The 19,655-nt window shown below is 67.0% G+C and carries 15 protein-coding genes; 11 read left to right on the top strand and 4 right to left on the bottom strand.

Going from position 1 to position 19,655, the window contains the following annotated elements; all coding sequences use genetic code 11:
- Positions 1–2 precede the first annotated feature (2 nt).
- From A9973_RS23340 to A9973_RS23320, 5 genes are read left to right on the top strand one after another with little or no spacing between them, the layout of a single operon-like run.
- A complete protein-coding gene (locus A9973_RS23340) occupies positions 3–1,130 on the top strand; it encodes an ABC transporter ATP-binding protein (RefSeq protein WP_183016049.1) in 1,128 nt (375 codons plus the stop codon).
- Positions 1,127–2,047, top strand: coding sequence for an ABC transporter permease subunit (locus tag A9973_RS23335; RefSeq protein WP_183016048.1), 921 nt, complete (start codon positions 1,127–1,129; stop codon positions 2,045–2,047). The genes A9973_RS23340 and A9973_RS23335 overlap by 4 nt, the downstream gene beginning before the upstream one ends.
- Positions 2,044–2,853: an ABC transporter permease subunit gene (locus A9973_RS23330; protein WP_183016047.1), complete on the top strand. Its 810-nt coding sequence runs from the start codon at positions 2,044–2,046 to the stop codon at positions 2,851–2,853. The genes A9973_RS23335 and A9973_RS23330 overlap by 4 nt, the downstream gene beginning before the upstream one ends.
- Positions 2,850–3,209, top strand: a complete 360-nt coding sequence (locus tag A9973_RS23325; RefSeq protein ID WP_183016046.1) for an arsenate reductase — start codon at positions 2,850–2,852, stop codon at positions 3,207–3,209. Before A9973_RS23330 ends, A9973_RS23325 begins: the two co-directional genes overlap by 4 nt.
- Before the next feature lie 16 nt (positions 3,210–3,225).
- Positions 3,226–3,963: a DNA-3-methyladenine glycosylase gene (locus tag A9973_RS23320; RefSeq protein WP_183016045.1), complete on the top strand. Its 738-nt coding sequence runs from the start codon at positions 3,226–3,228 to the stop codon at positions 3,961–3,963.
- Here the strand turns inward: A9973_RS23320 and A9973_RS23315 are convergent.
- The gene (locus A9973_RS23315; RefSeq protein ID WP_183016044.1) at positions 3,960–4,625 is read right to left on the bottom strand and encodes a PhoP regulatory network YrbL family protein; all 666 of its coding nucleotides are present in this window, start codon (positions 4,623–4,625) and stop codon (positions 3,960–3,962) included. The genes A9973_RS23320 and A9973_RS23315 overlap by 4 nt on opposite strands.
- 170 nt (positions 4,626–4,795) lie before the next feature.
- On the opposite strand from A9973_RS23315, the gene rmuC reads away from it, so the two are divergent.
- The 5 genes from rmuC to phoU all read left to right on the top strand — a co-directional run bounded on the left by rmuC (position 4,796) and on the right by phoU (position 11,199).
- The gene (gene rmuC / locus A9973_RS23310) at positions 4,796–6,211 is read left to right on the top strand and encodes a DNA recombination protein RmuC (RefSeq protein ID WP_183016043.1); all 1,416 of its coding nucleotides are present in this window, start codon (positions 4,796–4,798) and stop codon (positions 6,209–6,211) included.
- A 126-nt stretch (positions 6,212–6,337) separates the two neighbouring features.
- Positions 6,338–7,867 (top strand): amidase, encoded by a 1,530-nt coding sequence (locus A9973_RS23305; protein WP_183016042.1) that lies wholly within the window; start codon positions 6,338–6,340, stop codon positions 7,865–7,867.
- 21 nt (positions 7,868–7,888) lie between these two features.
- Positions 7,889–9,550, top strand: a complete 1,662-nt coding sequence (locus A9973_RS23300; RefSeq protein WP_183016041.1) for an isovaleryl-CoA dehydrogenase — start codon at positions 7,889–7,891, stop codon at positions 9,548–9,550.
- 40 nt (positions 9,551–9,590) lie between these two features.
- Entirely contained in the window at positions 9,591–10,271 is a 681-nt protein-coding gene (rpiA, locus tag A9973_RS23295) for a ribose-5-phosphate isomerase RpiA (protein WP_183016137.1), read from the top strand.
- A gap of 190 nt (positions 10,272–10,461) precedes the next feature.
- On the top strand, positions 10,462–11,199 hold the full coding sequence (phoU, locus tag A9973_RS23290) for a phosphate signaling complex protein PhoU (RefSeq protein WP_183016040.1): 738 nt from the start codon (positions 10,462–10,464) through the stop codon (positions 11,197–11,199).
- 1 nt (position 11,200) lies between these two features.
- Here the strand turns inward: phoU and A9973_RS23285 are convergent, their stop codons facing one another.
- The 3 genes from A9973_RS23285 to argA form a co-directional block, all read right to left on the bottom strand.
- A complete protein-coding gene (locus A9973_RS23285; RefSeq protein ID WP_183016039.1) occupies positions 11,201–13,153 on the bottom strand; it encodes a phosphocholine-specific phospholipase C in 1,953 nt (650 codons plus the stop codon).
- A gap of 160 nt (positions 13,154–13,313) precedes the next feature.
- Positions 13,314–13,586: an oxidative damage protection protein gene (locus A9973_RS23280; protein WP_006218476.1), complete on the bottom strand. Its 273-nt coding sequence runs from the start codon at positions 13,584–13,586 to the stop codon at positions 13,314–13,316.
- Positions 13,587–13,688: 102 nt separating this feature from the next.
- Complete coding sequence (gene argA, locus A9973_RS23275) at positions 13,689–15,047, bottom strand: amino-acid N-acetyltransferase (protein WP_183016038.1); 1,359 nt, start codon at positions 15,045–15,047, stop codon at positions 13,689–13,691.
- Positions 15,048–15,264: 217 nt separating this feature from the next.
- Between argA and hrpA the strand changes: the two genes are divergently transcribed.
- A complete protein-coding gene (gene hrpA, locus A9973_RS23270; protein ID WP_183016037.1) occupies positions 15,265–19,254 on the top strand; it encodes an ATP-dependent RNA helicase HrpA in 3,990 nt (1,329 codons plus the stop codon).
- Positions 19,255–19,655 lie beyond the last annotated feature (401 nt).

Here is a 19,655-nt window from a genome sequence, read left to right as displayed (position 1 = left end):
TCATGAGCGATAGCCGTTACTCGGCGCCGCATGCGGTCGACCCGGACGAGTTCGTCCGGGTCTCCGATGTGGTCAAGATTTTTGGCGATGTGGTCGCCGTGCGTTCCGTCAACCTGTCCGTCAAGCGCAACGAGATCTTCGCGCTGCTGGGAAGCTCCGGCAGCGGCAAGTCCACCTTGCTGCGCATGCTGGCGGGTTTCGAGGAAGCGACGTCCGGGCAGATCCTGCTGGACGGCGAAGACATCACCAGCGTGCCGCCGTACCGGCGCCCCGTGAACATGATGTTCCAGTCCTATGCGCTGTTCCCGCATATGACGGTCGAAGCCAACGTCGCTTTCGGCCTGAAGCAGGAAGGCGTGGACCGCGCGGAAATCCACGACCGCGTGTTCGAAGCCCTGGACCTCGTCCAGATGGCGGGCTATTCGCGCCGCAAGCCGAACCAGCTGTCGGGCGGCCAGCAGCAGCGCGTGGCCCTGGCGCGCAGCCTGGTCAAGCGGCCCAAGCTGCTGCTGCTGGACGAGCCCATGTCGGCGCTGGACAAGCAGATCCGCCAGAAGACGCAGATCGAACTCGTGAAGATCCTGGAGCAGGTCGGCGTGACCTGCATCATGGTCACCCACGACCAGGAAGAGGCCATGACCATGGCGCATCGCCTGGCGGTCATGACCGAAGGGCAGATCGTCCAGTGCGGCACGCCGCAGGACGTCTACGCGTTCCCGAATTCGCGCTTCGTGGCCAGCTTCATCGGGTCGACCAACATGTTCACCGGCGTCATCGTGGTCGATGAACCCGACCACGTGGCGATCGAATGCCCCGAGCTGACGCGGCCGCTGTTCGTGAACCACGGCGTCTCTGAACCGCTGGGCATGGAAGTGCACGTGTCCATCCGGCCCGAGCGCCTGGTGGTGTCGCGCGAACAGCCCGCGGGCGAATACAACTGGGCCCACGGCATGGTCAGCCACATGGCCTGGATGGGCAGCTACGCGCTCTATCAGATCCGTCTGGATTCCGGCAAGACAGTCGAGGCCAGCGTGCCCAGCCTGCTGCTGGCCCAGATGGATGCCCCAGGGATCGACGAAGAGATCTTCGTCAGCTGGGACGCCGACAGCGCGACGGTGCTGGCGTCATGATCCGGTTCTCGCCCCGCGACTGGTTGCCGTCGGGCCGGGCGCTGGCGGTGGTGCCGCCGTTCGCCTGGCTGGTGCTGTTCCTGCTGCTGCCCTTCCTGCTGGTGCTGAAGATCAGCTTCGCCGAAGTGACGTTCGGCATTCCGCCTTACACCGCGCTGGCGGAATTCAAGGACGAGGCGGTGCAGTTCAGCCTGCACCTGCGCGGCTATATCCTGCTGTTCACCGACAGCCTGTATTTCAAGACCTACCTGAGCTCGGTGAAGATCGCCGGCATCACCACGCTGATCTGCGTGCTGATCGGCTATCCCATCGCGTACTACATCGCCCGATCGTCGCCGCGCGTGCGCAACCTGCTGCTGCTGGGCGTGATCCTGCCGTTCTGGACGTCGCTGCTGCTGCGCGTGTATGCCTGGGTCGGCATCCTGCGCAACGACGGCCTCTTGAACAATCTGCTGCAAAGCCTGGGGCTGATTTCCAGCCCGCTGGAAATCTACCGCACCGATGTCGCCGTCTATATCGGCATGGTCTATGCGTACCTGCCGTTCTTCATCCTGCCGCTGTACGCGACGCTGGTGAAGATGGACCTGCGCTTGTTGGAAGCCGCCTACGACCTGGGCGCCAAGCCCTGGCAGGCGTTCTGGCAGATCACCGTGCCGCTGTCGCGCCAGGGCGTGATCGCGGGCGCCATGCTGGTGTTCATCCCGGCCGTGGGCGAATACGTGATCCCCGAAATGTTGGGGGGCGCCAATACGCTGATGATGGGCCGCGTCATGTGGAACGAATTCTTCAATAACGCCGATTGGCCCATGGCGTCGGCGGTGACCTGCGTGATGGTGCTGCTGCTGCTCGTGCCGCTGGTCTACTTCCAGTACAACCAGGTCAAACAGCAGGAACAAGCCGGCGGAGGCCGCAAATGAAGGGTCCCAACAAGACAATGCGCGCCGTCGTGCTGGGGCTGGGGTACCTCTTCCTGTATGTGCCCATCGTCAGCCTGATGGTGTTTTCGTTCAACGAGTCGCCCACGGTCACGTCGTGGGCGGGCTTTTCGTTCCGCTGGTATCACGCGCTGTTCAATGACGACGCGCTGCTGCGGTCGGCCTGGCTGTCGTTCCGCATCGCGGCGATGACGGCGACAGCGGCCGTCATCATCGGCACGTGGGCAGGGTACGTGCTGGGGCGCATGGGGCGCTTCCGCGGGTTCTCGCTGTACGTCGGCATGCTGAGCGCGCCGCTGGTCATCCCCGAGGTCGTGCTGGGCATTTCGCTGCTGCTGATGTTTGTCGAGCTGCGGGGCAGCCTGGGCTGGCCGGCCGAGAACGGCATCTTCACGATCTGGGTGGGGCACGTGACGCTGTGCATGGCGTTCGTGGCCGTCGTCATCCAGACCCGCATCCGCGACCTGGACCGGTCGCTGGAAGAAGCGGCGCTGGACCTGGGCGCGACGCCCATCACCGTGTTCTTCAAGATCACGCTGCCGCTGATCGCGCCCGCGCTGGCCTCGGCGTGGCTGCTGTCGTTCACCCTGTCGCTGGATGACGTCGTCCTGGCGTCGTTCCTGTCCGGCCCCAGTTCCAGCACGCTGCCGATGGAAGTGTTCTCGCGCGTGCGGCTGGGCCTGAAACCCGAGATCAACGCGCTTGCCACCCTGTTCATCCTGGCGGTGGGCACGTGCGTGATCCTGGCCAACCGCCTGCAATGGCGCAAGGAGTCCGAATCCAAATGAAGCAGCAAACCACCCTGTATGGCCTGACCAAGTGCAGCACCTGCATCAAGGCGCGCGACTGGTTGTCGGAACATGGCGTCGAGCACGCGTTCATCGATTACCGCGACCAACCTGTGCCGGCGGCCACGCTGAAGGCCTGGTCGGACCAGGTCGGCGGTTGGGAAAAGCTTGTCAACCGCACGTCGATGACGTGGCGCAACCTGCCCGAAGACCGCAAGACGGCGCACACCGATGCCCAATGGAGCCAACTGATCGCGGAATATCCCGCGCTGGTGCGCCGCCCCGTCACGGTGACGCCGGACGGGGAAGTTACCGTGGGCTTCAGCGAAAAGCGCTACGGCGAACGCTTCGCCTGACACGGCGCCCGCGGCGATGGCAGCCTCCATCCAGGCATCAGGCAACGCCGGACCGGCGTTGCCTGATGCCTTTTTCGACCGCGACGCCGCCGAACTGGCGCGCGACCTGCTGGGCAAGGTCATCCGACACCGGCTGGACGGCCAGTGGTTGTCGGTTCGCATCATCGAGACCGAAGCCTATTACCTGGAAGAGAAGGGCAGCCATGCATCGCTGGGCTACACGCACAAGCGCCGCGCCCTGTTCATGGATGGCGGCGTCATCTACATGTATTACGCGCGGGGCGGCGATTCGCTGAATTTCAGCGCCGCGGGCCCCGGCAACGCCGTGCTGATCAAATCCGCCCACCCCTGGACGGACGCGCGGTCGGGCCCTGATGCGTTGGCCCGGATGCAGCAGTTGAATCCGGATGCGCAAGGCCAGCCGCGCCCGCCGTCGCGGCTGTGCGCCGGGCAGACGCTGCTGTGCCGGTCGCTGGGTTTGAAGGTGCCGGAGTGGGACGCGCGCCGCTTCGATCCCAACGCGCTCTATGTCGAAGATGTGGGAGACTCGCCCCAAGCCTTGATCTGCACGACGCGCCTGGGCATCCCGCCGGGGCGGGACGAACATCTGCATTACCGCTATGTGGATCCCGCCTACGCCGCGGTCTGCACGCGCAATCCGCTGCGGCGCGGGCAGCGCGCCGGGCACGACTACGTGTGGGTGGATCGCCAGGGCGTGGTGCTGCCCGAGGATCCCCGGCCGGGCATGCGCTAGGCGCGGTCCACGCCCTGGATGCGTCTCAGCAGGGCGGCGCGCATTTCCCTGTATTTGCGGGCGATGCGCATGCGGTTCAGCGACTTGCTCCATGCGTAGAGCGGAACCAGTGGCAACACCCCGAACCCGTCGATCAGGTACAGGCCCTGTTTGCCGTCGGCATTCAGGCCACAGGCGATGTTGCTGGCCGACACGTCATGCAGCACGACGTGGGCGTCGGCCAGATCTTCGAAGAACTCGTCCAGTTGTCCGAAGAAGGTGTCGTCCACCTTGCCCTGTTTGGCCAGATCGGCCACGGTGGGCGCGATGTTGCCCGCCGGGTCCGTGATTTTCTCGACCAGCAGGCCGAGTCCCAACGTGGTTTGCGCCACGCCCAGGATGCGCGCCATGGGCACCTGCCATACGCCGGAGGGGCGGGTGGTCGTGGTGACATACTCGGAAAACTCGTTCAGATAGACACGATAGGCGCTTTCACGCTGGTACTGCTTGTACCAGCGCTTGAACGGCCGTGCTTCCAGGTACACGGCGCGGGCGCGCATGTCCATCACCTTGACCAGCAGCGAAGGCGCGTGCGGGTGCTGGAAAATGTGGCGGTCGCCGCCCGTCGCAAGAGGGCGCTCGGTGTTCAGGTCCAGCGGGCCGAACACCGACTGGAACGACACTGAGGGTCGACAGGAAGGGAGATCAGCGGGATTCAAATGGAGCCGAGCGATCAGTTCAGGGTCCCCGAAGTTTAATCCCGTTGCCGGCCGGCTGCGCCGAAGCGAGCCGCAAACTGATGTCGTTTGGTTACAGCGCGGCGCTGATGCGTCCTACAATCCCGGCTTTGGAGATGCCTCTTTTGAACGACATTCTGCTTTGGGTTGCCGCCGGTGGCGCGGTGTTGGCTTGCCTGGCGGCCGTGCTGGCGTGGCTTCGGCCCCCCGCAAGGGATGCGCGGCTGGACGCGCTGCTGGAAGGCCTGGAACGCACCGAACGCGCGCTGCGCGCCGACATCACCGAAGGCCAGCGCGGCTTGCGCAGCGAGTTCGCGGAGTCCACCCGCGCATTGCGGCTGGAACTCTCGCAATCGCACGGCGACCTGCGTGCCGGCTTGTCGCGCGACGCCCAAGCCGCGCGCGCGGAGTCGGCCGAGTCCCTGGCCCGGTTCGCCGCCGGATTCGGCGAGCAGCTTCAGGGGCTGATTCAGATCAACGAACGCCGCCTCATGGAGGTGCGCGCCACCGTGGACCAGCGCCTGCAATCGTTGCAGGCGGACAATAGCGCCAAGCTGGACGAGATGCGCCGGACCGTGGACGAAAAGCTCCATGCCACGCTGGAGCAGCGGCTGGGCGAGTCTTTCAAGCTGGTGTCCGACCGGCTGGAGGCAGTGCATAAAGGCCTGGGCGAAATGCAGGCCCTGGCGGCCGGGGTCGGTGACCTGAAACGCGTGCTGACCAACGTGAAGTCGCGCGGCACCTGGGGCGAAGTGCAACTGGCCCGGCTGATCGAAGACAACATGACGCCCGATCAGTACGCCAGCAACATCAAGCCGGTGCCGGGCAGCGACGCGGTCGTCGAATTCGCCATCCGCCTGCCGGGTCGGGGCGATGGCGGAGAGCCGGTCTGGCTGCCGATCGACGCGAAGTTCCCGAAGGAAGAATACGAGCGGCTGATGGACGCCCAAGAGGCGGCGGACACGGAAGGCGTGAAGGCGGCCGGCGCCGCGCTGGGCCGCGCCGTCGAGGTGCAGGCCAGGCTGATCGCCAGCAAGTACGTCGCGCCGCCGCACACGACCGACTTCGCCATCATGTTCCTGCCCACGGAAAGCCTGTACGCCGAGGTGCTGCGGCGGCCGGGCCTGCTGGACAAGCTGCATGACCTGCGCATCAACGTGGCGGGGCCCAGCAATCTGGCCGCCTTGCTGAACAGCCTGCAGATGGGATTTCGCACGCTGGCGATCGAGCAGCGGTCGTCCGAGGTCTGGCAGGTGCTGCGCGCGGTCAAGACTGAATTCGGCAAGTTCGGCGAAACGCTGGCCAGCGTCAAGAAGACGCTGGATACCGCCAGCAACAAGATCGGCCAGACCGAGGTGCGCACGCGCGCGATGCTCAGGAATCTGAAAAGCGTCGAAGCCTTGCCCGAGGCTGATGCATTGAGGTTATTGGGGGCAGGGCCGGAAGCCGAAGCCGAAGCCGAGGGGGACGCCGATGGCGGCTTGAACGACGACGCCGAGGGCGTGCGCGCACCCGCCAGCGGCGGAATCTGATCCGGTTGGCGGGGCCGGGCGGTCGCCAAGGCGGTGCAGCCCGGCCGGCAAGCTTGTTGCCTGCGCGGACTGTCGATATCCTGGCACGTGCGGCATGTTGCCGTCGAACCCTGGAGCATCGTAAGCATGAGCACCGCTGAACGCCATGATTCCTCTTCCCTCGACGCGACGGCGCTGGGCGCCGAGATCGCCCAGGGGGTCACGACCGCGCTTGCTGCAATGCAGCAGGCGGTGGACCGGGTGGCGGCGCGCAATCCCTCGATCAATGCCGCGTGCGGCATGCAGCCCGAAGCCGGGCTGCGCCTGGCTCAGGCGCTGGACGCCGAACTGGCCGCGCTGACGCCCGAGCAGCGCGTGGCGCAATTGCAGGACCGGCCTTTCCTGGGCGTGCCCACCTTGCTGAAAGACCTGGGTACGGCGGCGCTGGGCCTGCCCAGCGCGATGGGCTCGGTGCTGTATGGCCACGTCGACTGGAACGTCGACGCTGAAATCGTCAAACGCTACCGCCGCGCGGGCCTGATCCCGTTCGGCCGCACGACCAGCGCCGAGCTTGGGTTAAGCCCCACCACCGAATCGCCGGCCTACGGGCCGCCCACGCAGAACCCCTGGAAAGCCGGCCATAGCGCGGGCGGGTCCAGCGGCGGCGCGGGGGCGGCGCTGGCCAGCGGCATGGTGCGGATCGCGCACGGCAGCGACGGCGGCGGCTCCATCCGCATCCCGGCTTCGTGCTGCGGCGTGCTGGGCCTGAAGCCCTCTCGCGGGCTGATGCCGCTGGGGCCGCTCAAGGGCGAAGGCTGGGGCGGACTGGCGACCGAACACATGATGACCTTGTCGGTGCGCGATTGCGCCGCGTCGCTGGATATCAGCGCGGGCGCCGACGTGGGCGCGCCCTATGCGGCGCCGGCGGTCCCGCGGGAATCCTTCCGTGCCGTCGCGGCGCGGGTGGCGGCCGATCCGCACGCGGCTCCGCGCCGCCGCATCGCATTCATCAACACCACTTACGAAGGCGGTGCGATCCATCCGGAAGTGGCCGAAGCCGTGGACGAGGCCGCGCGCCTGTTCGCCAGCTTGGGGCACGAACTGGTGTTGGCCGCGCCGCCGGTCGGTTCCGAAGAGGTGCTGTCGCCGATGCTGCCGCTGATCGCCAGCGCCGCGGCCAATGCCATCGACAGCTTCGTGGCCGCGCGCGGCCGCCGGCTGGCCGCCGACGAATTGCAGCCCACCACGCTGGGCGCGCGCGAGTACGCACGCGCCATTTCCGGCGCGCAGTACGTGGCCTGCGTCGACACCTGCCATGAAATCACGCGCCGTATCGGACGCTTCCTGCATCGGGACGGAACCCAGGGCTACGACCTGTTCCTCAGCCCCGTCCTGGCGCAACCGCCGGCGCCCATCGGACGCTACGCCATGGACAACGCCGACTACCTGGCCTACCGTCTGGGCAAGAAGGGCGTGATCGGCTATTCGCCCTTTGCACCCCTGGCCAACCTGACCGGCATGCCCGCGATTTCGATCCCGTTCGCCGTGTCGTCCGACGGATTGCCGATCGGCATCCAGGTCATGGGGCCGCTGGGCAGCGAGGCGCTGCTGCTGGAATTGGCGGCGCAGGTCGAAGCATTGCGGCCCTGGGCCCTGGTGGCGCCCATGGCCAGATAGCGGGGTTTCCACGGAGCAGCCATGTCATCGTTTGCGACGCACACCGTACAGAACCAGGTTCCGCCCCTGGAAGACTATTCGCTGTACGACACCGACCCCGCCCTGCGCGAGGCGGTGCGGCGCGAGGGGGCGGAAAACTGGGCGGGCGACCTGTCCGCGCATGGCGCCTGGCTGGGGCGCGCGCAGACGCTGGCCGCAGGCGCCGAGGCCAACCGCTGCCCCCCCAGGCTGGTCGGCTACGATCGCGGCGGCCATCGTATCGATCATGTGGAATTCCACCCCGCCTGGAACCTGCTGATGGGCGGCATCCTGGCTCGGGGCCTGCACAGCCGTGCGTGGGCGCAGCCCGTGCCGGGTGCGCAGGTCGCGCGGGCCGCCGCCTACCTGATGCAGGGCCAGGTCGAAGCCGGCACGCTGTGCCCCACCACCATGACCTTCGCCGCAGTGCCGCTGTTGCAGCGCGAACCGGCCGGCGCCATCGACTTTGCCGGGCAATGGCTGCCCGCGCTGTATTCGCGCGAATTCGACGGGGCGGATGCGCCCCTGTCGGCCAAGCGCAGCGCGTTGATCGGCATGGGGCTGACGGAAAAGCAGGGCGGTTCGGACTTGCGCGCAGTCAGCACCCGCGCCGTGCCGCTGGGCACGCCGGGCCGGGGCAACGCGTACGAACTGGTGGGCCATAAATGGTTCTTTTCGGTGCCGCAGGCGGATGCGCATCTGGTGCTGGCCCAAACGGATGAAGGGCTAAGCTGCTTCTTCGTGCCGCGCTGGATTCCGGACGGCCCGCGCAATGCCATCCGCGTCCGCCGCCTGAAAGACAAGCTGGGCAACCGCAGCAACGCCAGCGGCGAAGTCGAATTCGAAGGCGCGTGGGGCGTCATGGTGGGCGAGCCCGGACGAGGCCTGGCCGTACTGCTGGAAATGGCGGCCACGACCCGGCTGGACTGCGTGCTGGGCAGCGCGGCCCTGCTCAGGCAGGCGCTGGTGCAGTCCGTTCATCACGCGAGGCATCGCATGGCCTTCGGCAAACCGTTGATCGAACAGGCGCTGATGCGCAACGTGCTGGCCGACCTGGCGCTGGAAAGCGAAGCCGCCATGGTCCTGGCAATGCGCCTGGCGCGGGCGGTGGACGCGCGCGCCGATGCCCAGGCGCGCGCGCTGGTGCGCGTGGGCACGCCCGCGGCCAAGCTCTGGATCTGCAAGCGCGCCATCCATGCGGTGGCCGAGTGCATGGAAGTCTGGGGCGGCAACGGCTACGTGGAAGAGGGGCCGATGCCCCGGATTTACCGCGAAACCCCAGTCAACTCCATTTGGGAAGGGTCCGGCAACGTCATGGCGCTGGACGTGCTGCGCGCCTTGCAGCGCGAGCCCGAGGCCTTGCCCGCGCTGGAGCAGGAATTCGCGCAGGCGTCCGGGCAGCATCCGGCGTTCGACGAGGCCGTGACGCGCTGGCGGTCCTTGCTGGCCGACGGCGCGCAGGCGGAATTCCAGGCGCGCCGCGTCGCAAGCGGGCTGGCGCGGTTGTGGCAGGCCACCTTGCTGATCCAGCATGCGCCAGGGCCCGTCGCGCAGGCCTTTGTCACCAGCCGCCTGCAAGCGGACGGTGGCATTTTCGGCGAGCTGGCGGCCGGCGTCGACACCCGGGCGATCCTGTCGCGGGCCTGGCCTGCCGCCGCATGCTAAATTTCCCGGCTTGACCAACCTACCCGCATTCTTCACCGCCATGCTCTCCCAACAAGCACTCAAGCAACAAGCCGCCGACGCCGCCCTGGAATTCGTGGAACAGGTCGCCGGCCCGGACGCCATCATCGGCGTGGGCACCGGCTCCACGGCCGACCTGTTCATCGATGGCCTGGCGCGTTTCAAGGGTCGGATCGCCGGCACGGTGGCCAGTTCGGAGCGCAGCGCGGCCCGCCTGGCGGGCCATGGCCTGAAGGTGCTGGACTTGAACGACGTGTCGACCATGCCGATCTACGTGGACGGCGCCGACGAAATCGATGCCAACCTGCACATGATCAAGGGCGGTGGCGGCGCGCAGACGCGTGAAAAAATCGTGGCGTCCGTCGCCGAGCGCTTCATCTGCATCGTCGACGAATCCAAGCTGGTCCAGACCCTGGGCAAGTTCCCGCTGCCGCTGGAAGTCATCCCGATGGCGCGGGAATCGGTGGCGCGCGCGCTGGCGGCCCTGGGTGGCCTGCCGCGCCTGCGCGAAGGGTTCGTCACGGACAACGGCAACATCATCCTGGACGTGTCGGGCCTGGCCATCACGGACGCGCCGGCATTGGAAGCCCGCGTGAACAATCTGGCGGGCGTTGTCACCTGCGGCCTGTTTGCGTTGGCCGGCGCCGACGTGGCGCTGTTGGCCACGCAGAACGGCATCCGCCGCCTGGATCGCGCCGCGTAAGCATCCTGGTCCGTCAGCGGCCTGGCCGGCGCGGCCTGCGACCCGCCCCGTTTTCCCGCCTTGCGGGGGGCGGGGCCTCGATTCATAATCTTGTCACACTTGGGTCATAACCTTGCCGGTTGTGCAGGCCCATCTCGTAACTCTCTTATTTCGGGGCAATGCAATGAGATCAACCACGCAGGGAGCCCGGATGACGGAGCATACAAACAAGCAGTTCGACGCCGATCTGGAAAGCGTCCGTTCGCAGTTCTTGCAAATGGGCGGCTTGGTGGAAGCCATGATCCAGGAAGCGATCGACGCGCTGGCCACGGGCGACTTGTCGCTGGTGGAAAAGGTCCGTGAGCGGGAAAAGGAAGTCAACCGCCACGAAGTCGAGATCGACGAAAGCATCAGCCGCATCCTGGCCCGGCATCAGCCCACGGCCATCGACCTGCGCATGCTGATGGCCGTGTCCAAGATGCTGACCGACATGGAGCGTTCCGGTGACGAGGCCGAGAAGGTGGCTACCGTCGCCCGCCGCATCCACGAAGCCGAAATGCGCCACATCCCGGTGATCGAGCTGCGCCACATGGCCGCTAATGTGCGCACCATGCTGCACCAGGCGCTGGACGCGTTCGCCCGCCTTGACCCGATCCAGGCCGCCGCCGTCGTGCGCAGCGACAAGGAAGTGGACAAGGAATGGAAGGGGGCCTTGCGCCACCTGATCACCTACATGATCGAAGACCCGCGCACCATCTCGCGCGCCATCGACATGATCTTCATCGCGCGCGCGCTGGAACGCATCGGCGATCATGCCAAGAACATGTCCGAACGCGTGATCTACATGGTCAAGGGCGCCGACGTGCGCCACACCGGCGTGAAGAACACCGAGCGCCTGGCGCGCGGTGACGAGGGTCCGGAAGAAGAAGACCAGCCCCCGGGTCAATAAGCTACAACGGCAGCGCGGCGCCCTGGCACAGGCGCGGATCCGGCACGCCGGGCTTGCCGGCGTCGACGCGGCCCGCCAGGCGTCGCCCGAACGCGGGCAGGGCAGGGGCGCTGATCTCCAGGTCGTACCAGCCTTCGCTGCCCGCGTACTTGAGCTCCAGCGCGCCGCCCGCCTGCACATGCGCCATGGCGCGCCAGCCATCGCCCATGTGGGATTCCACTTTCACGGGTTGCGGCGTATCGCTGTGATTGACCAGCCGCAGACGCAGGCCTGACGTCACCGGCACCAGTTGCGTTTCAAGCATGCCGGCATCCCGCGCATCGCCGCGGAATTGGCGGTGGAAACCGTCGGGACCCAACAGCCATAGATCGTAAGCACCGTGCTCGGCCAGGCGCCAGCCGTCATCCAGCCGCGCACCCTGCCCCACGGTGTAGCGCCGGGGCGCATGCGCCAGATCCAGGCGGTCGTACACATGCAGCACGGCGCCCGCATTGCCCGGGTTGCGCAAGGTCAGCCGGTAGTGCTCACCGTCGGCCGTCATGCGGCCCACGGCTTCCAGCGCGTAGGGCAGCGGGCAGGCATGGCGGTGGCTGTCGGGATGGAGCACGCCGCGGTCGCCGGCGAAGTCGAATGCCGAGGTCAGATCGCCGGCCACGGTGCGGCGCCAAGGGCTGATGTTGGTTTCGGCTACCCCGAAACGGGCTTCAAGAAAGCGGATCACCGAGGTGTGGTCGAACACTTGCGAATTGACCCAGCCGCCGCTGCTCCAGGGCGAAACGACCAGCATCGGCACGCGTGGGCCCAGCCCGAAGCCGCGGCCGTGCAGGCTGGCGGGATCGTCGTTCGAGCCGGCGCTGGGGCCGTGGCGGGTGTCGTGGTATTCACCGTCCAGTTCCACCGTGGACAGTCCGCCCGAGCGGTCGCCGGCGTGGCGGGAGGGCGGCGCGGGCGGCGGCATGTGATCGAAGAAGCAGTCGTTCTCGTCGTAGGTGACGAGGAACACGCACCGGCTCCAGACCTCGGGATTGCGGGTCAGGATTTCCAGGACGCGTTCGGTGTACGCCCCGCCCTGGCGGGGCGAGGAGACCTCGGGATGCTCGGAGTCGGCCGTGGGCGCGATGATCCAGGACACCTGGGGCAGCGTTCCCTCGTCCACGTCGCGGGCCAGGTCGTCCAGCGTATGGGTGGACAGGCCGCGGTCGCGCAAGGGAGCATCCGCCGCGCCGCAAGCGTGTTCGCGCCGGTACTGCCGGAAGCCGGCCAGCGGGTTGTCGTGGAAATTGTCCGCCATGTCCTGATAGACGCGCCAGTCCACGCCGGCCGCTTGCAGGCGTTCGGGGTAGGTGGTCCAGGCGTAGCCTTTATCCGGCGGGCCCAGGCGGTCGTGGGTGTTGACCAGGGCGGGGCCGCCGGCCTGCCCGAGCGGATCGTTGGTGCCGGTCCACAGGAACAGCCGGTTGGGATTGGTGCCGGCATGCAAGGCGCAGTGGTAGGCGTCGCACACGGTGAAGGCGTTGGCCAGCGCCGTCTGGAAGGGCACGTCGGCGGCGGTGTAGGCGCCCAGCCCCAGGCGGCCCTTGGCGGGCAGCCATTGGTCCATGCGGCCGTCGTTCCAGGCGCGTTGCGCGTCGTCCCAGGTGTGCGGGGTGATGTAGCCCACCGGCGTGCCGCTGGCGTATTCCGGTTGTAGCGCATACGGCCGGCATTGCGTGCCGCCATCCGACTGCGTCAGCACGTTGCCGGCGGCCGTGGGCACCGGGTGCGGGTCCGCGAAACCGCGCAACCCGGGCAGCGTGCCGAAATAGTGGTCGAACGACCGGTTCTCCTGCATCAGGACGACGACATGCCGCACGTCGGCAAGCGTGCCGGTTTTGCGGTCCGGGGAAATCGCCAGCGCGCGTGCGATGGACGGCGGCAGATCGTCGGAGGAAGGCAAGCGCGATTCTTCTTTCATGACAGCATTAATACGGCCAACAATGTTCGAATCTTAAGCGCAGCAGGGGACGGCGTCTTGGCGATGCGCGGCCAGGGTCCGCAAACACGAAGCCCCTCGCGGGCGAGGGGCTTCGAACGTGGCCGTCCGACGCCGTCAGGCACCGGTGGCGCGGCCGGAATCAGGCCGAGGGCGGGACGTAGCCGTGGGCTTCCACGGTGCCGTCTTCGAACAGGAAGCGTTCCATTTGTTCTTTCAGGTACTTGCGCGCGCGGGCGTCGGCCAGATTCAAGCGGTTTTCATTGACCAGGCGGGTCTGGATGGCCTTCCATTCTTCCCAAGCTTCCTTGGAAATGCTCTGCCAGATCTTCGTGCCGAGCTCGCCGGGGTAGGGAGGAAAGTCCAGCCCTTCGGCTTCACGCTTCAATTTCACACAGTTGACGATACGGGACATGGTTCGCTGCCGGAAAGATAGATAACGGCGTATTTTAACGGGCTTGGCGTCCAGAGGGCGCCAAGCCCCTTCGAACCCTGCGGTCAGGGCCCGATGCGGCGGTTACAGCTTCTTGATGAAGACCATGCTGTTGCGCGACCGGTTGTAGTTGTTCTGCTTTTCGCGGGGCAGGTCGGTGACGCCGCCCTGCACGAATCCGCGCTTGATGAACCAGTGGGACGTCCGGGTGGTCAGCACGAACAGCCGTTTGGCGCCGGTGGCCCGTGCGCGGGACTCCATGTGGCGCAGCAGGATTTCGCCTTCGCCGGAGCCCTGCCATTCGGGATGCACGATCAGGCAGGCCATCTCGGCCATCTGTTCGTCGGCGAACGTGTGCAAGGCGGCGCAGCCGTAGATCACGCCGTCGTGCTCCAGCACCGTGAAGTTCTCCACGTCGCGCTCGATCACGCTGCGCGGGCGCGGCACCAGGGTGCCGTCGGCTTCCAGCGGTTCGATCAGGCTCAGGATGGCGCCCACGTCGTCGATCGTCGCGGCGCGCAGATCGTCCAGCGTGTCTTCCACCACCATGGTGCCCACGCCGTCGTGGGTGAAGATCTCAAGCAGCACGCTGCCGTCCAGCGCGAACGGCAGCAGGTGGGCGCGGGCCACGCCGCGCTTGACGGCTAGCGACGCGTATTGCAGGAAGGCGTGGGTTTCTTCGTCCAGTTCGCCGCCGGCCAGCAGCGCGTCGGCATCCACGCGGGCCAGTTCGGTGTCCAGCGTGCCGTCGTCGTTCAGCACGCCTTGCGAGCTGGACAGGAAGATCAGTTTTTCGGCGCGTAGCGCCACGGCGACGCTGGTAGCCAGGTCTTCCATGGCCAGGTTGAACGCGTCGCCCGTGGGCGAGAATCCCAGCGGCGACAGCAGCACGACCGACGAGCCTTTCTCGATGGCGAACTTCAGCGCGTCGATGTCGATCTTGCGCACCTGGCCGGTGTGCTTGTAGTCCACGCCGTCCAGCACGCCGGTGGGGCGCGCCGTCACGAAATTGCCGGAAATGACGCGGATGTGCGCGTGCGACATCGGCGTGTTGGGCAGCCCCTGGCTGAACGCGGCTTCGATGTCCAGCCGGATCTCGCCGGCGGCTTCCTTGGCGCATTCCAGCGCGGCGGCGTCGGTGGGCGCCAGGCCGCGGTCGAATTGCTGCGTGAAACCCTTCAGACGCAGCTGTTCATTGACCTGCGGGCGCGACCCGTGCACCAGCACCAGCCGGATGCCCAGCGACGACAGCAAGGACAAGTCCTGCACCAGCGTGTTCAGCGCGCCGGCCTGCACCAGTTCGCCGCCGAACGCCACCACGAACGTCTTGCCTCGGAAAGCATGCACATAGGGCGCCACGTCTCGAAACCATCGGACGAACTGGGCGGGTGCGAATTCTGGGGCTTCGAGGGCGGAGACGGTGTCTGGTTCCAGGTCGGGCATGATGGGCGGAGGGATTCCTGAGAGTCGGTAAAAACGCGGCGCTTTGCCGCGCCATAGCGCCGTCCGGTGACGGCGTGGCGAAATTATATGACCGTCGGGGGCGGGCGCAGGCGGAAAATCAGCGCTTATTTCGTACCCGTTTTCCAAGCCGTCAGGCCGGCCTTTGGTCAGGGGCGCCATAGAAATTTATAATGCCGGGCTAACCGGACTATCGTACATGCCTGAATCCTCCCGCCCGCGGGCGCCCAAGACGGCTTCCCCGGGGGCTCCTGCCGCCGCGGCCGACGCCGCCCGTGTGGCCAATGCCCCCCGCGAGGCCGACGCCTCCCGGGCCGCCAAAAGGCCGCCGCGTCCCCAGCGGCCCGAACGCCCCGAACGTCCCATTCCTGTGGTGACCTACCCCGAAGACCTGCCCGTCAGCGCGCGGCGGCAGGAGATCGCGCGCGCGATCGCCGGCCACCAGGTCGTGATCGTCAGCGGGGAAACCGGCTCGGGCAAGACCACTCAGTTGCCCAAGATCTGCCTGGAGCTGGGCCGCGGCCGCCAGAAGATGATCGGCCATACCCAGCCGCGCCGCCTGGCGGCGACCTCGGTGGCCAAGCGCATCGCCGAAGAGCTGAATACACCGATGGGCGAAGTCGTGGGCTATCAGGTGCGTTTCAACGACCGCACCGGCCCCAACGCGTCCATCAAGCTGATGACGGACGGCATCCTGCTGGCCGAGTCGCAGCGCGATCCGCTCTTGCGCCGCTACGACACGATCATCATCGACGAGGCGCACGAACGCAGCCTGAACATCGATTTCCTGCTGGGCTACCTGAAGCAGCTGCTGCCGCGGCGTCCGGACTTGAAGCTGATCATCACGTCGGCCACCATCGACGCCGACCGCTTCGCCCGGCACTTTGCCGCGTCCGAAGACAAGCCCGCGCCCGTCATCGAAGTGTCGGGCCGGCTGTACCCGGTCGAAGTCCGCTACCGTCCCGTGCGCGAGGAGCTTGCCCAGGACGAGGCCGCGCCGGCCGCCAAGCCCGGCCGCGACCGCGAGCGCATGTCGGGCGACGAGGAACGCGATCTGATCGACGCCATCGTGGACGCCGTGGACGAATGCGCCCGGCATGGACCGGGCGATGTGCTGGTGTTCTTGCCCGGTGAACGCGAAATCCGCGAATCGGCCGAGGCGTTGCGCAAGCGCCATCCCGCCGGCACCGAGGTGCTGCCGCTGTATGCGCGCCTGTCGCAGGCCGAGCAAGAGCAGATCTTCCATCCGCGCACCAATGCGCGGCGCATCGTGCTGGCCACCAACGTGGCGGAGACCTCGCTGACCGTGCCCGGCATCCGCTTCGTGGTCGACAGCGGGCTGGCGCGCATCAAGCGCTATTCCTGGCGCAACAAGGTCGAACAGCTGCGGATCGAGCCGATCAGTCGGGCTTCGGCCAACCAGCGCGCCGGCCGTTGCGGCCGCGTGGGGCCGGGCCTGTGCATCCGCCTCTACGACGAGCTGGACTTCAACAACCGCGCGGCCTTCACCGACCCGGAAGTGCTGCGTTCGTCGCTGGCGTCCGTCATCCTGCGGATGAAGTCGCTGAAGCTGGACGATATCGAGCAGTTCCCCTTCGTCGAGGCCCCTCCCGGGCGTGCCGTGGCCGACGGCTACCACCTGTTGCAGGAGCTGGGCGCGATCGAGCTGGCCTCCGCCTCGGACGACGAGGCCGAGGCGACCCGCACCGGCGCGTCGTTCGTGCTGACCGAGACCGGGCACGAACTGGCCAAGCTGCCAGTCGACCCGCGCATCGGCCGCATGATCCTGGCCGCGCGAGAACACCAGTGCCTGGCCGAAATGCTGATCATCGCGTCGGCCCTGTCGGTGCAGGACGCGCGCGACCGCCCCATGCAGGAGCGCGAGGCGGCCGAGGCGGCGCACGCCAAGTTCGCCGATGACAAGTCGGAATTCATTTCCTTCCTGAAACTGTGGCGCTGGTACGGCGAACAGGTGCAGCACAAGGCCTCGCAGCGCAAGCTGGTGGGCCTGCTGCGGCAGAACTTCCTGTCGCCGATCCGGCTGCGCGAATGGCACGACGTCCACACGCAACTGGCGGCGCTGGTCGGCGAGCAAGGCTGGCGCGTCAATCAGGTGGAAGCCACGTACGAGCAATTGCATCTGGCGCTGCTGTCCGGGCTGTTGGGCAATATCGGCTTCAAGAGCGACGAGGGCGGCCACTACCAAGGCGCCCGCGAGATCCGCTTCCACATCCACCCGGGCTCGCGGCTGGTGAAGAAGGCGGGGCGCTGGATCATGGCGGCCGAACTGGTCGAGACCACACGCCTGTACGCGCGCTGCGTGGCGCGGATCGATCCGGTGTGGCTGGAAAAGATCGGCGCCCACCTGATCCGCAAGAACTGGTCGGACCCGCGCTGGGAAAAGAAGGCCGGGCAGGTCGTGGCCAACGAGCGCGCCACGCTGTACGGGCTGACCATCTACACGGGCCGCCGCATCCACTACGGCCGCGTGAACCCGACCCATGCGCGAGAATTGTTCATCCGCCAGGCGCTGGTGCCCGGCGAGATCGACACGCGGCTGCCCTTCGTGGCGCACAACCGCAAGCTGATCGCCGGCATCGAAAAACTGGAGCATCAGACGCGCCGCCCGGACATTCTGGTGGACGATGAGCTGATCTTCGCCTTCTACGACCGTCAGTTGCCCGCCGACATCTCGCAGACGGCGTCGCTTGAGAAATGGGTGTCCGGCCTGGACAAGGCGGCCGCCGCCAAGCTGATGCTGACCCGCGACGAGCTGATGCGGCACGAAGCCGCCGGCGTCACGACCGACGTGTTCCCCAAGAAGGTGGAATGGCAAGGCGTGTCGATGGCGCTGGACTACCACTTCGAGCCCGGTTCCCCACGGGACGGCGTGACGCTGTCGGTGCCGTTGTTCGCACTGAACCAGATCGATCCGGAGCGTTGCGAATGGCTGGTGCCGGGCATGCTGAAGGAAAAGGTGCATTTGCTGCTGAAGTCGCTGCCGCAAAAGCTGCGCCGGCATTGCGTGCCATTGCCCGACTATGCGGCCGGCTTCTACGAGCGCTGGTTCGAACGGCAGGGCGATCCGAAGCAAGGGCTGGTGGACGCCATCATCGCCGACATGTGGGACCAGGTGCAGGTGCGTCCGGCAGTGGGCGACTTCAAGCTTGAAACCTTGCCCGCCCACCTGTTCATGAATTTCCGCGTGGTCGACGAGCACGGCCGCATGCTGGCCGCCGGGCGCAATCTGGCGCAGCTGCGGGCGGAGTTCGGCAAGCAGGCGCAGGCCACCTTCCAGCAATTGGCGGCCAGCGATACGCAGGTCGCCCAGGCGTTGGCGCACGAGAATCTGACGACCTGGTCGTTCGGCCCCTTGCCGGAGATCATGGAGATCAAGCGGCGCGGCCAGTCCGTCATCGGTTATCCGGCGCTGGTGGACCGGGGCGCGTATTGCGACCTGGACGTGTTCGACGACCCGGACGAGGCGCGCAAGCACCATCGCGCGGGCCTGCTGAAACTGTTCCGGCTGGGGTTGCGCGAGCAGGTCAAGTTCCTGGAAAAGAACCTGGCCGACCTGACCAAGATCAGCATGCTGTACATGACGCTGGGCACGCAAGAGGAACTGCGCGACCAGGTCATCGATTGCGCACTGGGGCAGGCCTGCCTGGCCGAGCCGTGGCCGGTGAACGAACAGCAGTTCGACGCGCGCCGCACGGAAGGCAAGGGCCGGCTGGGCCTGCTGGCGCAGGAAGTGGCCAGGCTGGCCGGCGCGGTGCTGACGGAGTACGCGGCCCTGCAACGCAAGCTGCCGCAAGCCAAGCCGCACGCGGCGGCGTACGCCGACCTTCAGCAGCAGATCGGCGCGCTGATGCCGAAGATGTTCATCCGCGACACGCCATATTCGCAACTTTCGCACTATCCGCGCTACCTGAAGGCGGCCGTGGCCCGCATCGACAAGCTGCGGGCGGACCCGGGGCGCGATGCGAAGCTGGTTTCGGAAATGGCGCCGCTGGTGACGCAGTATCAGCGGGCGAGGGCCGCGCTGAAGGGCGCGTCGGATCCGCGGCTGGACGAGTTCCGCTGGTTGCTGGAGGAACTGCGGGTGGCGTTGTTTGCCCAGGAACTTCGGACGCCGATGCCGGTGTCGGTCAAGCGGTTGATGAAGAGTTGGGAGTCGTTGAAGCGGTGATCGCGAAGCTTCGGCTCTTCTTGCTTCGTGGTCCATGCGTTGTGCTTCGTAGGCCGCTGGTCGGCGAGGCGGCCTGACTGCGCGCGCCCACGATTGCGGTCCGGAGCCTTCGCTCCGGACTCGCCTCGGCGGCCCCCCCCGTCGTCATCTTCGTCCTCGCCTTCGGCGACTCCTTCAGATTCCCTCGGGCGCATCAAGGTTGCGCGCAGTCAGGCCGCCCCGCCGACCACCTGCCGCCGTCTTGGCTTGGTGCGCCGCCAGGTCCAGGATCCTTGACGAGTCTTACGGTGCCCGCCGATTGCGGCCGCGCGGCCGGCCGGGGACGGGCCCCGCAAGATCTTCCTCACCCTCTCCATCCGGGGCAAGAACCCTAAGCACCCGGTCCTCCCCCACTGACGTGA

The organism is Achromobacter sp. UMC46 (assembly GCF_014170335.1).
Lineage (GTDB): Bacteria > Pseudomonadota > Gammaproteobacteria > Burkholderiales > Burkholderiaceae_B > Achromobacter.
This window is presented reverse-complemented; position numbering and strand designations above follow the sequence as displayed.

Coding starts and splice junctions, on each gene's coding strand:
- A9973_RS23340 (WP_183016049.1), top strand. CDS start 3: ATGAGCGATAGCCGTTACTCGGCGCCGCATGCGGTCGACCCGGACGAG.
- A9973_RS23335 (WP_183016048.1), top strand. CDS start 1,127: ATGATCCGGTTCTCGCCCCGCGACTGGTTGCCGTCGGGCCGGGCGCTG.
- A9973_RS23330 (WP_183016047.1), top strand. CDS start 2,044: ATGAAGGGTCCCAACAAGACAATGCGCGCCGTCGTGCTGGGGCTGGGG.
- A9973_RS23325 (WP_183016046.1), top strand. CDS start 2,850: ATGAAGCAGCAAACCACCCTGTATGGCCTGACCAAGTGCAGCACCTGC.
- A9973_RS23320 (WP_183016045.1), top strand. CDS start 3,226: ATGGCAGCCTCCATCCAGGCATCAGGCAACGCCGGACCGGCGTTGCCT.
- rmuC (WP_183016043.1), top strand. CDS start 4,796: ATGCCTCTTTTGAACGACATTCTGCTTTGGGTTGCCGCCGGTGGCGCG.
- A9973_RS23305 (WP_183016042.1), top strand. CDS start 6,338: ATGAGCACCGCTGAACGCCATGATTCCTCTTCCCTCGACGCGACGGCG.
- A9973_RS23300 (WP_183016041.1), top strand. CDS start 7,889: ATGTCATCGTTTGCGACGCACACCGTACAGAACCAGGTTCCGCCCCTG.
- rpiA (WP_183016137.1), top strand. CDS start 9,591: ATGCTCTCCCAACAAGCACTCAAGCAACAAGCCGCCGACGCCGCCCTG.
- phoU (WP_183016040.1), top strand. CDS start 10,462: ATGACGGAGCATACAAACAAGCAGTTCGACGCCGATCTGGAAAGCGTC.
- A9973_RS23285 (WP_183016039.1), bottom strand. CDS start 13,153: ATGAAAGAAGAATCGCGCTTGCCTTCCTCCGACGATCTGCCGCCGTCC.
- A9973_RS23280 (WP_006218476.1), bottom strand. CDS start 13,586: ATGTCCCGTATCGTCAACTGTGTGAAATTGAAGCGTGAAGCCGAAGGG.
- argA (WP_183016038.1), bottom strand. CDS start 15,047: ATGCCCGACCTGGAACCAGACACCGTCTCCGCCCTCGAAGCCCCAGAA.
- hrpA (WP_183016037.1), top strand. CDS start 15,265: ATGCCTGAATCCTCCCGCCCGCGGGCGCCCAAGACGGCTTCCCCGGGG.